At 33.5% G+C, this 13981-nt stretch carries 13 protein-coding genes; 2 read left to right on the top strand and 11 right to left on the bottom strand.

The window, feature by feature from the left end; genetic code table 11:
• Positions 1-6 precede the first annotated feature (6 nt).
• The 11 genes from ACGE0T_RS04335 to ACGE0T_RS04285 all read right to left on the bottom strand — a co-directional run bounded on the left by ACGE0T_RS04335 (position 7) and on the right by ACGE0T_RS04285 (position 12077).
• A complete protein-coding gene (locus tag ACGE0T_RS04335) occupies positions 7-825 on the bottom strand; it encodes a LicD family protein (protein ID WP_459189311.1) in 819 nt (272 codons plus the stop codon).
• A 31-nt stretch (positions 826-856) separates the two neighbouring features.
• On the bottom strand, positions 857-1888 hold the full coding sequence (locus ACGE0T_RS04330) for an NAD-dependent epimerase/dehydratase family protein (protein ID WP_459189310.1): 1032 nt from the start codon (positions 1886-1888) through the stop codon (positions 857-859).
• Positions 1889-2605 (bottom strand): IspD/TarI family cytidylyltransferase, encoded by a 717-nt coding sequence (locus ACGE0T_RS04325; RefSeq protein WP_459189309.1) that lies wholly within the window; start codon positions 2603-2605, stop codon positions 1889-1891.
• Between the two features lie 3 nt (positions 2606-2608).
• A complete protein-coding gene (locus ACGE0T_RS04320; protein ID WP_459189308.1) occupies positions 2609-3352 on the bottom strand; it encodes a glycosyltransferase family 2 protein in 744 nt (247 codons plus the stop codon).
• A gap of 4 nt (positions 3353-3356) precedes the next feature.
• Complete coding sequence (locus tag ACGE0T_RS04315; protein WP_459189307.1) at positions 3357-4607, bottom strand: O-antigen ligase family protein; 1251 nt, start codon at positions 4605-4607, stop codon at positions 3357-3359.
• Between the two features lie 167 nt (positions 4608-4774).
• Positions 4775-5494 (bottom strand): CatB-related O-acetyltransferase, encoded by a 720-nt coding sequence (locus tag ACGE0T_RS04310; RefSeq protein WP_459189306.1) that lies wholly within the window; start codon positions 5492-5494, stop codon positions 4775-4777.
• Positions 5482-6825 carry an oligosaccharide flippase family protein gene (locus ACGE0T_RS04305; protein WP_459189305.1) on the bottom strand — a complete coding sequence of 448 codons (1344 nt, stop codon included), beginning with the start codon at positions 6823-6825 and terminating at the stop codon, positions 5482-5484. The genes ACGE0T_RS04310 and ACGE0T_RS04305 overlap by 13 nt, the downstream gene beginning before the upstream one ends.
• Positions 6826-6897: 72 nt before the next feature.
• Positions 6898-9306, bottom strand: coding sequence for a GumC family protein (locus ACGE0T_RS04300; RefSeq protein WP_459190416.1), 2409 nt, complete (start codon positions 9304-9306; stop codon positions 6898-6900).
• 21 nt (positions 9307-9327) lie between these two features.
• Positions 9328-10125, bottom strand: a complete 798-nt coding sequence (locus tag ACGE0T_RS04295) for a polysaccharide biosynthesis/export family protein (RefSeq protein WP_459190415.1) — start codon at positions 10123-10125, stop codon at positions 9328-9330.
• A 25-nt stretch (positions 10126-10150) separates the two neighbouring features.
• Positions 10151-10579, bottom strand: coding sequence for a BT0820 family HAD-type phosphatase (locus ACGE0T_RS04290; RefSeq protein WP_459189304.1), 429 nt, complete (start codon positions 10577-10579; stop codon positions 10151-10153).
• Positions 10580-10673: 94 nt separating this feature from the next.
• Entirely contained in the window at positions 10674-12077 is a 1404-nt protein-coding gene (locus tag ACGE0T_RS04285) for an undecaprenyl-phosphate glucose phosphotransferase (protein WP_459189303.1), read from the bottom strand.
• Between the two features lie 728 nt (positions 12078-12805).
• Here ACGE0T_RS04285 and ACGE0T_RS04280 point away from each other — a divergent pair.
• Together ACGE0T_RS04280 and ACGE0T_RS04275 are read left to right on the top strand one after the other, a co-directional pair.
• A complete protein-coding gene (locus tag ACGE0T_RS04280) occupies positions 12806-12934 on the top strand; it encodes a hypothetical protein (RefSeq protein ID WP_459189302.1) in 129 nt (42 codons plus the stop codon).
• Positions 12935-13040: 106 nt separating this feature from the next.
• Positions 13041-13955: an Rpn family recombination-promoting nuclease/putative transposase gene (locus ACGE0T_RS04275; RefSeq protein ID WP_459189301.1), complete on the top strand. Its 915-nt coding sequence runs from the start codon at positions 13041-13043 to the stop codon at positions 13953-13955.
• Positions 13956-13981 lie beyond the last annotated feature (26 nt).

Genomic DNA, 13981 nt, shown 5'->3' with positions numbered 1-13981 from the left:
TTTGATTTATTTTATTGTTACATTATGTCTATTTCTATCATTTACAGATGGGGGTATCATATAGTCACCATAGAAGTGCGTAAGATAAGAATCATTTTCATCTATTCCATATACCATAATATCTTCGAAAGGCATTAAAAATCCTTTTCCTATCCATTTCTTTGGAATGAATTCTTTCATTAACATTGAGCCACTCAATGAAGCACCATAATCCATTTTATCTAAATCATAATAGCTACAAACTTTTCTATATAAATGACCCATTTTAACAGGATTAAGTATTTTTTCCACATGAGACAATTTAGCGAAATCAATAATTATACGTTGCAATAATGGACGTTTTTTATTTATATTTACAGCTACACTAAAATTGGAAAATTGATATAACATTCTTGACAAAAGATAAAAAAAAGAATAGATATTACGTTTAAAACCAGGAGCCGGAACACCATCAAACACAAGGATATCCATCCATGCTCCTGTCGTTTTTTTCTTAATTGCATTGTTAAGATAAAATTGAGTATTGTTATCAATTATACGTGGAACTAACCAAATATGTCCAGGAGTATCAAAAGTACTAAGATACATATTAATAGGTAATTCTTTTTCTGCAATAGCCAAGAACTTAGTATATTCTTTACGTGTCATTAACACATCAATATCATCATCCCATGGTATAAAACCTTGATGACGGACTAAACCTATAAGTGATCCTCCTGTCATGTGATATTCAATATCATTCCTTTTACAAATATCCACAAATTTTTTGAGTATATTTAACTCAGATTTCTGTAATTCACTCAAATGTGATAAATCTTTTTTCATCCGCCAGACTTTCTCAAAATATAACTACTATTTATTTTATACTCTCCATATATCGGTAAAACATCTCATATAACCCATATTTAGGTTTCCATCCTAAATTTCTGAGCTTATCTGAGTTTAAAGGAAGCTTTGTTACAGGTGCATAACCTAAGTTTTTTTTATGCTCCGTTATTATTCTAATATTAGGATTAAATTTACATCTAAGAAATTCAGCCAATTCTCTTATAGATATATAAGTTTCATCATTCGAAACATTATAAGCTTCGCCACTTTCTCCATTCAATAATATTAGGAGTAGTGCTAATATACAATCTCCTGTGTAACAATAAGGTTTAGAAGATTCTCCTAATGTATGTAAAATAATATCAGAATTTTCCAACACTCTTCTGGTAAATTGAGCGAAAACACGATTATCATCTATTGAAACTCCCGGACCAACAATTTGTGTCAGACGTGCGATTTTTACGTTAATTCCATATTCTTTAAAGTATGCATAGCATAAAGTTTCTGCTGCACGTTTACCCATAGAGTAAGAGCTTCTTACATCTAATGGATTGATATATCCTTGCATATCCTCTGTTATTGGTTTATTTTCATCCATTATACTACCATAACATTCTAAAGATGAAACATAAACAAATCCATCAACATTGTTTTGTTTGCAGTATTTCAATATTTCAAGAGTATCTTGTAATATCATTTCGTATGTCTCTACCGGATATTCCACAAAATATTTACTTGTAGTTGGAGCTGCACAATGAATGATATAATCAAAGTTTTTTTCTGTATCTCTAATGAAACTTATCAGGTCTTGTTTTACAAATTCAACCTCATTCATATCCTGATTAAACTTCTTAAAAACCTTTTCCATATTACGTACAGGACACGTGATTCTAATATTTAAATCATGCTTTCTATTTAATGCCTCAATATATAACACAAGAGTATAACCAATCAAACCTGTAGAACCTGTTATTAAGAATGAACTATTTCTAAACTGTTCGTAAGATTCAAATGAGATTACAAATCTTTTTATATCTTCTTTTAAAATATTACTAATCATTTAAAATCCAAATATTTGCTGATTTTCATATACATCTATCATTGCCTTAAATATAAAATAATCTGATGGTGTAGTTATTTTTATATTTTCCATGGGACCTATTATCGTATGTATTTTATATCCATAAAAATTCATCATTGAACAACTATCTATAAATTCATGATTATTCTCATTGATTGCCCTATAATGTGCTGATAGAATGTCAGATAAGATAAAACTTTGAGGAGCACGGGCTATCAGAGAATCAGCCCTCTTAGGTATACGGAGTGTATGATCATGATTATCTATAACAAAAGTCTCAGTTGCAGGTACACAAGTGATACACGATTTAAACTTCTTTACAGTTTCAATATTATCAGTGATTGTCTGCTGAGTAATAAGAGGTCTCACTCCATCATGAATTAAAACTATACTATCTTTTGGATAATAATATGCAGCCGACTCCAATCCATTGTAAATAGAATCTTGTCCCGTTTCTCCTCCAGAGACTATTTCTTTTACTTTGGTTATTTCAAATTTAGTAACTAATTTCTGAAGATATTGTATCCATTCTTTAATACAAACTACAATAATACCATCTATTTCAGAATGATTCTCAAAGTGTTCAAGCGTATAAACTATAATTGGTTTCCCTCGAAACTCTAAAAACTGTTTAGGCTTTGCAATTGTATTCATACGACGTCCAGAACCTCCTGCAAAAATAACCGCTATATTCATTTACTACATTTTATTTAATATACCAAGTAATTTTCGATATATAAATGAACCTATATTAAAACTCATGACATAAAATGTCTTTATAAATGGACTTTTAACTGATCTATCTTTTGAATAAATCTTATATCGTTCTTTTGTTTGAGTCCAGACGTAAGAAAAGTCAGAAGATATACCATCCATCGAAAAATAAGCTATGGGCTCATCTATATTTAAAACTTTATAACCTTCATTTTTAAGACGAACATGAAAATCAGAGTCTGCACAAATTTTATAACTAATATCATACCCTCCTAATTTCTCAAGCAAGGAACGTTTAGTTATTTTAGCTTGATGATTTCCTTCATATCCTACTGATTTCCAATTTTTAATGCTTCTATCTGGCTTTATTAAAAATACTGAACCACTTAAAATAGCTTCATCAGTTGCTTTAACAGTCATCAAAGCAGTAATTCCATCAGGTGTAAGTTGATCATCACTACCAAGATATAAAACCCATTCACCTCTTGCATTACGCCATCCTTTATTAAAGGCATCATAAATGCCTGTATCTTTTTCAGATATATATCTAAAACGATCATCTATTTCTACATATTCTTTTATAATATTAAGCGTATTATCATTGGACATTCCATCAACAAGCAAGCATTCCCAATCTTGATAAGTTAAAGACATTACACTATCCAAAGCTTTTTTTAATGTTCTTCCCGAATTATATGTAGCAATAACAATTGTTATTTTTGGTTTCATATTTTTATTTTATATTTAGCAATATCCGATCATCTTTTGGGAGAAACAAACAGTATAATACAACAGCTAATAATAATGGTTCCCAAAAGAAATTATAAGATATATTTATCGAACATACAACAATGAATATAAAATAATCCCCACGTACATTATAGATTTTAGATATCATCTTTGATGACTTATATAAACATATATAAATCAATAATCCTAATGGAATTCCCAAAATTGCAAAAATTTGTAATAACCCGTTAGATAAGCGAATATCAACATTTTTAAATACATATGTACGTACAAATGAATTAATGGAATTATCACCATAACCAATTAAAGGAGATTCTTTTATATTCATTAGTTCCAAGACCAAGCCTTCAATCCTCTGAGGAACATATACACGTTCTTCGGATATATACCATTGGGCTGTATTATCCGTTAAAAAATTATCGTTATTGAATATATCTCGCATTTTATTCATCATAAATGGAGCAGAAACCAAAACAACAATAAAAATACTTATTGTAGCATAACGTACAATCTGACCTTTAATATTCCTTTCCCCATTTTTAAAATAGGCAAAAACACAAATAATAAATGCCATATATCCCGTTGTAGATTGACTGCTTATTATTCCAAACAAAAGAATTAAAAAATTCTTTTGCAATAACTTAAAATTATTTCTATACAAATGAATCATAAAGGCTATTACCACAATAGAAGCAAAACGTCCAGGTTCCCATGCAAAACCAAGATTACGAAGAAAAAAACCTTGTTCACCTATTTTATATTTACTTGAAAATCCTACTATACCCCATGTTCCATCACATGTATTTTTTGAAAAAATAGGCAAGGTATATTGAGACAATAAATCTCCTATATCAGGGAAAATAGCAATGGGTATCCATAAAAAAAAGCTTAACAACACAAGCATTGAAACTGCTTTTTCAAAATAATAAAAATATTTTTTAATTCCTAGAATTCTTACAATGCAAAAACAAAACAGCACATCATACAATCTTCCACTTAAGAAAGTAATATTAGGATATTTTTCTTTTAGCATAAATCGCCATAATACAATAACAAATAGCACCATTATAAACGGACGTATATTATAAGTTAGGTTTTGTTTAAAACGATAAAAATACAACAAACTCAACACTATTACAATGTTCGAATGACTAGTAAATCCATTTACAGCTCCCCCCAATGCTATTAACTGAAGTATAATAAATACAAATGTCAAATTACTTTCTTTTATCATACTGTATCTTATTTATCAAAAATACAATTGAGTATAAAAACAATAAATTTTAACTGATTTATTTTCATATTTATCATTATAACAGACTAAGTATTGGTGCAAATATTTTCATTCAACTATGATGTATTATTTTTATATCTACATAGTTAATATTACATTCCTTGCAATTATCTCTTCTGAAAATATTCTTTAAGTTTTTCTATATTATTTAAAAGCAACCAATTCTTATCAAGCCATATTGTATCTTTTTCCCACCATTTGATATTTAAAAGAAATTTAATTGTTTCAGCATCGTATCGATAACTTATTACTTTTGCAGGTATTCCTCCTGCAATCGCATAACAGGGAATATCTTTTGTTACGACAGCGCCTGCCAATATGATAGCTCCGTCATTTATACGGATACCTCCCGATAAAAAGACATTCTCTCCAATCCATACATCGTTACCTATTTCAACATATTTTTTAAATTCATTAAAATTCTGATACTTAGCAAATGTATATCCATTTTGTTTCTTTAGTGAATAAAACATTGGAGATGTTGTTGCATAGGGCGTCGCTATCGGGTGAATCCCTGTGTTACATCTAACATTGGGAGCAATGCTTGTAAAACGTCCTATATTGGCTTTCAGCTCAGAATATGCTCCTATATACGATCCAAATCCTAATTCGCCAGAATAATATACATGTTTATAAATCCGATTAGCCCCCTCAAAAATGGAATGTTTCTCAATAGTAGACGTGTAATGGCATTGTAGTTTCTTACCATATTTTATTTTATATAAAATATATCTAAGACAATCAGATTTTAGCAAGATACGATAAATCAATGCAATAATATTAGATAAACGATATATTTTAAACCTTTCTAAATTTATTTTCTCCATATTCCTTCAGCTTTGTCATGCAAAAGTTTGTTTATCTGAATTGTAAAAAACACACTGTAAATTATATTTATGATTATCATTGAAAGTATAACACCAGTAGCTCCTATACCTATATTACGACCTAATAAGAAAGATAATGGAACATGTAATATGAGACCTATTGTCGTAATGTATGATTGTAATTTTATTGTTCCTATTCCATTAATCAAATTTACTTGGAGGTTATCCCAATTGCATATAATTATATACATTGCTACAGTTACAGTCATACTCAAGGGAACTTCTACCTTGTTAGAGATCCAAAGGTTATAAAATAAAGGAGAGATTAACACCATAACAACTACTATAATAATAGATATATAATATATTTTTGTCATTTTCTTATAAACATTTCGCATCCAAACGTAATCTTTTTTTACATAAGCATCAGTAAATGCTGGCCATAGAGGAGATAAAATTATAGTATAAACCATCATTACACCACTGATATATTTGTATGCTAAATTATAAGCTGTTACGTCTTTCGGTCCTGAAATATTACTTATAAGAATATTTGTAGTCTGAAATAATACAACATATTGTATTTGAATCAAAAAAAACTTAAAACCTAATGGTAGTAACTCTTTTATATACTTTTTATCTATATATATAATACTAGGTCTTACTGATTTTAATTTATTGCTATACAATATAAATGTTGCTACAAGCAAAACAATTACTGGCATTCCAGAAATAGCTATTGCTAATAAAGATAATGATGGAACTGTTGTATTAGTAAATATGTAAATAGTTAGAAGAGAACATATATTCCCTATAACATATAATGCAGAAGACAATGCAACCCTCTGAAAAGCGGCTATGACAGATATTACCACATTTAGAATCATTTGCAAACAAAAAAACAATATTAAGATTCGGCATGCTCTTATTATATCATAATTGTATAAATAATCAACATTTATAAATGAAGAGATATTAAGAAATGGCAAAATTATTTCTAGAAATATAAATAATGGAATAAAAATCAGTAACATCAAAAAATAAGTAGTACTTATTAGAGATTTACCTTTATTCCAATCTTTTAATGCTATTGCTTCCGCTAATTTATTTTTTAATCCTAACGTAAAACCAATATCAAAAAAGCCAAACCATATAACTATACTTGATAAAGTTAACCAAACCCCATAAAGTTCTGATGATATATATCCCAATGTCATAGGAACTATTATTAATGTAATAATAATACTTACCCCCTTGACAATAAAAGACCATATTATATTTCTCTTAACAATAGAACTTCGTTCTACACTCGAAATTAAATTATTAAACATCTACTTGCCTTGAGAATCTTTTTATCTGATAAATTATTAGAACATCTATAAGCTTCAGGAATAATACTAATCCTATTTCCCCTTTTTCTCATAACCATAGTTATGACCGTAACCATACCCGTACTTTTTACCATAGCCATATCCATAGCTATTCTTCCGCTTACTCATATCAATGCCATTGATTACTGTTGCTAATTTTTTAAATTTCTTCTCATCCCACAATGTGTTGATATAGTCAAAGCCCACCTTTGGCGTAGCATCCGCGCGGCAAACATACACACACATATCTGCTACACGACCTATAACAGCCGTATCCGTCACCATACCAATCGGAGCTGTATCCAAAATGATATAATCATAATGTTCTTTTAACTGATCAATCGCTTTATCAAGTATATCACGTGCTACTAACTCCGTAGGATTCGGAGGAATAGGACCTCCTGGCAAAATATCTAGGTTCTTACTGATATCTGATTTTTGAATCATATCAAATAAACTGACATTGTCCGGATCACTTAAGTAATTTGTAATACCTTCTACTTTACGGGATAAATTAAAAACTTTATTCAAACCGGGTTTTCGAATATCCATACCTACGATTATCACCTTTTTACCCAAATAAGCCAAACTAACTGCCATATTACCTGCAACAAATGATTTTCCTTCACCCGGTTGAGTCGATGAAAAAAGAATAACCTTTTCATCTTTCCCCAACATAAAAAGTAAGTTTGTACGAAGACCACGGAATGTCTCCTCCATCATATCATTCTTATTCTCACGAATTACTATAGCTCCTTGCTCTTCCATTTTTGTCACTAAAGGAAGTTCTCCCAATATAGATACATCCGTTATCTTTTCTACATCCTCGCGGTTTTCTATCTTGTATTTTAATAAATCTCGCAAATAAACGATGCCTACAGGGATTCCTAAACCTAAGACCAAAGCGGCTAACATAAATATCTTTTTTTTAGGTGATACAGGATATTTATCAGGTAAAGGTTCTTCAATAATACGTCCGTTATTTGCAGTAGCAGCCAATGTGATGGCATTCTCTTCCCGTTTCTGTAACAACATAATATAAAGAGTTGCCTTTATTTCCTGCTGACGGGAGATTGTCATAAACTCTTTCTCTTGCTTCGGAGCATTACTGATACGTCCCTCAAATTTATTTGCTTGCCTGTCTATATCTGCTTTTGCTATCTGCAGTCCTTTCAGTACGCTGTTTACTGTTGTCTGTACGTTATGACGCATTGCCTCAATTCCCGTATTCAGGTTAATTACAGCAGGGTTACTTTCTGATGAAGTACGAAGCAAACGTTTGCGCTCTATCAACATCGTATTATACTGATCTATAACAGATGTCAGGTTCTGATCCTGTAAACCGACATTCGCTGGTATCACTTCTTCCACATTCGCAGGATTATTGATGTATTCACGCAAGAACTTCACTAAACTAATCTGCGTAGAATTTTCTGTACGTTGCCATTCATATTTTGAGTTTTCCTGTAATGCCATCTGGGCATCACTCGTCAAATCTGTTAAACCTGAACGTTGTTTAAAATCCGCCAATTCACTTTCCGTACTACCCAGTTCCTGGTTAATGATACCTATGCGTTCTTCTATAAATTCCGCTGTTTTTTGAGCGACTTCGTTCTTTTCATCATTTGCATCCTGGTTGTAAAAGGCTATCAAACAATTTATAAAGTCTATTCCACGTTCCTCTACTGTATTATGAAAACTCAATTTGGCAATTGTCGTTGTCTTAGAAGTTGGTTCCACATTTAAATCTTCGATGTATTCTCCGGCTGTTCGGGTTGGAGAATTCACATAAGCTATTAAATCGGTAACTTCATCTGCTGTCAAAACAGAATCATTTTTCGTAAACGAAAACACACCTACCGGAGTCGGAAAAACAGCCGGGAGCGTATCAAACGTTTTCTCTATGGTTTCTTTCTCTTCATCTATCACATATTCCAACTCAACGGACAGCTTTTCATCTTTCGTATATTTTATCCATATTTTGGAAATCTCTTCCAACTTATCCGCCTCTTCGGGAAACATGTAGACATTGATAGGAGAACTTTTATAAAGAGGCTTGTCATAACCGAACACACAATCCTCAGCCACACTTATGTATAAACCTAAATCACAAATGACTTTCTTTATCAGAGTGCGGGAACGTAGAATCTCCACTTCGTTATCAAAGTTATTCGTCATCGAGAACATCCCCAAATCCTGAATGGCGGACATTGGGCTGCTTGCACCGCCTCCCTTTTTATCTTCCTCCTTAATTAATACGGAAGCCGTTATATTATAAACCGGAGCCTGATAACGTAAATAAATATAGCAACCAATGCAACAAACAAGTACACTTGCAACAAACCAGGGCCAGTAAACCATGTATTTAAAAAAGAGGGCATAAAAATCAACGTTTTCCTCCACGTTCTGATTATTTCCTGTATTTTGACCGTCAATCATAATCTCTTATTTTTCGCTTTTTACTTATCTGAATATGGTTACTAATAAACTGGCTATGGATACCAAAATGGATGTGGCACTGAACCAAAGGGTCGTACTGTTGCCGATATCGGAGTTCTTTGCTTTTGTCTTGTTCGGTGTCACATAAATAATATCATTCTGTTTCAGGTAATAGTAAGGAGATATTATAAAGTCCGCATCGTTCAAATTCAGGTTGATAATCTCACGTTTACCTGTCGCATCCTCACGAATCAACTTCACATTATCACGGATTCCATAAACCGTCATATCACCTGCCATAGCAAGTGCTTCCAAAACATTCACTTTCTCATTGCTCACGGTAAAACTTCCGGGACGGGCTACCTCCCCTAATACGGATATTTTATAGTTTGACAAACGAACCGTTACTATCGGGCTCTCCTTCAAATAAGGTTTCAACTTTTCACGAACCAGCTCTTCCGCCTGATTTTTCGTTAAACCACCGACCAGTAACCTACCTATCACAGGAAAATCTATCTCTCCCTGATTATTCACAAGATATTGTTGCAAAGTGGGCTGTGTTGTCGTGTTGATATTCGTAAGCGCCGCATTCATTGGAGTTTGAATCGTCAGATTAAATGGGGCAGCAGCTTGCGGGTCTGTTGTATTAATAGTTATACTTAATAAGTCCTTAGGCATTATCTTTGCATCATACATCGGAAGTTCCTTCCCATAATTATTTACCACTTCCGGGTTCTGCAAATAAGGGACACTTTTGTAAGAAGTACAGCCTGTTATAAAGACTGTAAGTAATGCAAACAGTAGTAGTTTCTTTATCTCCATGATTTCTTTTTCGTATTTCTTTTCTTTATTTGAATAAGCGGGCAAAAAAACCATTTCCTTTCTCCGGCTCATAATTCTCCTCGTATTTCCGTATTAAATCCTCATAGGATAATTTCTTACTTACCATCTCGTAGATAGTGCCCCAATCCGGCAATCCACCCAAATTACGATCGTCTATAAACAAGTCTACCTTGAGCTTTCGTGAAAAATGATTGTTCTGTCCTTTCTCCTCTTCCGGATAATCACGGTTCACCGCATAAAATTCCAAGCCGCGTTCACGGCAAAAAGCAAGCGCTTCTTCCAACAAACGCCCTTCACGGACTGTCCATAATATCAATTTATGACGTTCATCACGTAATTTCTTTAATGTCTCGATGGCAAATGGAAGCTCCCTGCCGATTGCAGGGTATTTATGTTCCACTATCGTTCCATCGAAATCAATCGCTATTATCATACACATATATTTTTTAGACAGAAGAACAAAAGGACATATTTATTGTAAGAATATGGACAGAATATGTTCTTTTGTTTTTCTGTCTGTTTGTTTTTCAATATGCTTTATCTTCTCCCTTGAATGCATTTACTACTGTCTTGTAAATAATCACCAGGTCCAACCAAAAGCTCCAATTTTCAATGTACCAGATATCACCCTTCACACGACCCTCCATCTGCAGCAATTCTTTTGTCTCTCCACGAAAGCCCGTTACCTGGGACCAACCGGTTATACCCGGTTTTACAAAATGACGGACCATATATTTATCTATCAGGCAGGAATACTCCTCCGTATGTTTGACCATATGCGGACGGGGACCCACCACAGACATATTACCCAATAATACATTGATAAACTGCGGAGTCTCGTCCAGATTCGAACGGCGAAGGAAATCACCAAACTTCGTCTTACGGGGATCGTTTTTTGTACACTGAAGCTTATCTGCTTCCTGATTTACCTTCATTGAACGAAACTTGATACAATAAAATTCCTTATCATTCAAACCGTTACGCTTCTGTAGAAAGAACACTGGACCGGGCATTGTCAGTTTGATGCCTATCGATACAAACAAAAAGATAAAAGGGAACAGCGTACAAAGAAACAATACGGAAAAAAGGATATCGAATGTACGTTTAACAACCCGGTTCTCCGTATGCCTTAATGGGTCGCGCCGTAAGCTCAGTACTGGGACGCTGCCTATCAGAGTCATGTACATCCGGTTCTGCAAGTAGTTGCGGACATTCGGAACACTGAAAAAATGAACCAGATGATTCTCACAATAATCGATAATGGATATGATTGCCGAACGGTCCTGTGATGGAAGGCAGCAATACAATTGTTCGATAAACGAATGTTTAGACAGGTATTCCTGTACCTTATCCGGTGTACCCAAATAGGGACAAGTCTCAGGGAAATCCGTACTCGGCTTATAATCAAAATAACCATGTACCCGGTAACCCGATGTAGAGTCATCCGTCAGTTCATGGTATAATTCCTTATTATTATCAGTACTGCCTACCAACACTGCATGTCGAAGGTTTCCTCCCATATACCGATATTCTTTGATTAGCCAGCGGAAGAATAAGTGATACCCACTGATAGCTAAAAATAAGGATGTTACATAAATCAGATAAAAGAGAGAAAATACATGGGCAAAATTACCTGTCTCCAACACCATTCCTACCAAGACTGAAAAAAAGAACACATTACAAAAAACACGCCTTAAGATCTGGTAGGCATAAACATGCCGTCTATACACAACAATTCCTCCACGCACAAAAAAGGCGAGATAACAAAGACTGATAATCAAAAGTATTTGGGGGAGTGTAAGCCTCAGTTCCAAATGTCTGCCCATACTCGAAGAGAGCAGGTAAAACAATGAATTGACAATAAAAAGGTCACCGAACAGAATCAGAATATTTACAATCTGGTTATATCGGTTTATTTGAAGAGGTTCCATATTGATTCAATGAAAAATACTGATTTTCATTGCTTTAAAGTATTGTTATTTATCCGCAAAGAGGTTCGTCACTCCCAAAAAGGGAACCACGAATCACATACTGATTTCTCACTTTCAAGACGAAAAACAAAGCCTAAAAAAACGTTCGTTTATTTTCGCGCTTTATATTTCATCTAAATCATTAATTATAGGATTGTTACATTATGCCTAACTTGAAGAGTATTAGATTTGTATAATTTTTATTTTTGGTTTTACGATTTTTAATACATACCTTTGCAATGACTAAAATAAACGAACGTTTTTTTAGTCATTTAAAATACGCATTCAACTCCTATGTATTAATGCATATACAATCAAAACAACCAAACAAAATCTCTATTCAATAAAACTGTATACAAAAAGTTCCTTCTTTTCACCCCTTCTTTTTTTAATTCATTTTATTACAATAGTTTCTAAATTTATCATATACAAGAAATCCTTCTAAATCAGCATAATTCGTGTCATCCGTAAACCTGGCTCCTCCATACTTCCAAAGCCTAATAGATTATACCCCTATCTTTTTCAATTTCATCCCCTTCTTTTTTTAAATACAGCCGTACTTTTCTGATAAAGCATGTGTCAAAATTTAGTTTTGATATATATCAAAACTAAAAATTATAATTATCAAACTTACTTTTTATAATTATTAAAAGTACTTTCAATAGTTATTGAAATAATATTTCGGCGGGATGAAATTGACAAAAAATGCCGACGATTTTATAAAAGATGCCGACGATTTTATAAATGAAACCGATGAATTAAATTGGAGGGAGAAAACACGTTCTTTGACATGGATAGGATTGAGAAGAAAAGGATAGAAAATTTTTTCTTTTTAGAAACAACCAGAAAATATGAAGTAAAAACGTTGATGCTCAAAAAGAATGTTACCTTTGTAACAAGATGTTCATATTAAATAATATAACTATGGAAAATAAATCTGCATTGGTTCGTTTTGATCGGGCTGTAAAAAGGCTTTTGCGTAACAAATCAAATTTCGTTATTCTCGAAGGGTTTCTCTCCACCTTGCTTGAAGAGAAGATCACAATTGTACGTTTGCTCGAAAGCGAAGGCAATAAGGATGCCCGCGACGACAAATTCAATCGTGTGGATATGCTTGCCGAGGACAGCAAAGGCGAGCTTATCATCATTGAAGTCCAGAATAACCGTGAACTGGATTATTTCCACCGTATGTTGTATGGCGCCTCCAAAGCCGTTACCGATTATATCAACGAAGGCCAGGAATATGGAATCATCCGTAAGGTCTATTCCATAAACATCGTCTATTTCGAGTTAGGGCAGGGTAAGGACTATGTGTATCATGGTTATACCACATTCCGTGGCATTCATTATAATGATGTCCTTCAACTTTCCGTACGCCAGCGTGAGCAATTCGTGCGTCACGAGGCGGGTGACATCTTCCCCGAATATTATGTGTTGCGTGTGGACGGTTTTAACGAACAAGCTAAAACGCCTCTCGACGAATGGATAAAGTTCCTTAAAACAGGTGAGATCGAACATGACAGTACAGCCCCCGGTTTACAGGAAGCCAGCGAACGCCTGCGTATCGACCAGCTAAGTCCGAGTGATAAGCAGCAGTATTATTCTGATATGGAAGCAATCCGTTATCAGCGTAGCGTTATCAAAACCGGTTGGATAGAAGGCCGTGCCGATGGTTTGGCAGAAGGGTTAGCAGAGGGTTTGGCAGAAGGTAAAGCAGAAGGTAAAGCCGAAAGCCAACGTCAAATAGCAGCCAAATTAAAGAGACAAGGCATTCCGGTAGATGTAATCATCCAATGCACAGGTTTATCCACAGAAGAAATATCTAAACTCTCTGATTAAGAAGGTGGGCAAAAAAAAGATTGCTG

The organism is Parabacteroides sp. APC149_11_2_Y6, assembly GCF_054506995.1.
The sequence above is the reverse complement of the archived record's forward strand: the minus strand, read 5'-3'. Positions and strand labels throughout refer to the sequence as shown.

Bases quoted from the DNA above. Each gene is read 5' to 3' on its own strand.
- ACGE0T_RS04335 (WP_459189311.1), bottom strand. From the start codon at position 825: ATGAAAAAAGATTTATCACATTTGAGTGAATTACAGAAATCTGAGTTA.
- ACGE0T_RS04330 (WP_459189310.1), bottom strand. From the start codon at position 1,888: ATGATTAGTAATATTTTAAAAGAAGATATAAAAAGATTTGTAATCTCA.
- ACGE0T_RS04325 (WP_459189309.1), bottom strand. From the start codon at position 2,605: ATGAATATAGCGGTTATTTTTGCAGGAGGTTCTGGACGTCGTATGAAT.
- ACGE0T_RS04320 (WP_459189308.1), bottom strand. From the start codon at position 3,352: ATGAAACCAAAAATAACAATTGTTATTGCTACATATAATTCGGGAAGA.
- ACGE0T_RS04315 (WP_459189307.1), bottom strand. From the start codon at position 4,607: ATGATAAAAGAAAGTAATTTGACATTTGTATTTATTATACTTCAGTTA.
- ACGE0T_RS04310 (WP_459189306.1), bottom strand. From the start codon at position 5,494: ATGGAGAAAATAAATTTAGAAAGGTTTAAAATATATCGTTTATCTAAT.
- ACGE0T_RS04305 (WP_459189305.1), bottom strand. From the start codon at position 6,825: ATGTTTAATAATTTAATTTCGAGTGTAGAACGAAGTTCTATTGTTAAG.
- ACGE0T_RS04295 (WP_459190415.1), bottom strand. From the start codon at position 10,125: ATGGAGATAAAGAAACTACTACTGTTTGCATTACTTACAGTCTTTATA.
- ACGE0T_RS04290 (WP_459189304.1), bottom strand. From the start codon at position 10,579: ATGATAATAGCGATTGATTTCGATGGAACGATAGTGGAACATAAATAC.
- ACGE0T_RS04285 (WP_459189303.1), bottom strand. From the start codon at position 12,077: ATGGAACCTCTTCAAATAAACCGATATAACCAGATTGTAAATATTCTG.
- ACGE0T_RS04280 (WP_459189302.1), top strand. From the start codon at position 12,806: ATGAAATTGACAAAAAATGCCGACGATTTTATAAAAGATGCCGACGAT.
- ACGE0T_RS04275 (WP_459189301.1), top strand. From the start codon at position 13,041: ATGGAAAATAAATCTGCATTGGTTCGTTTTGATCGGGCTGTAAAAAGG.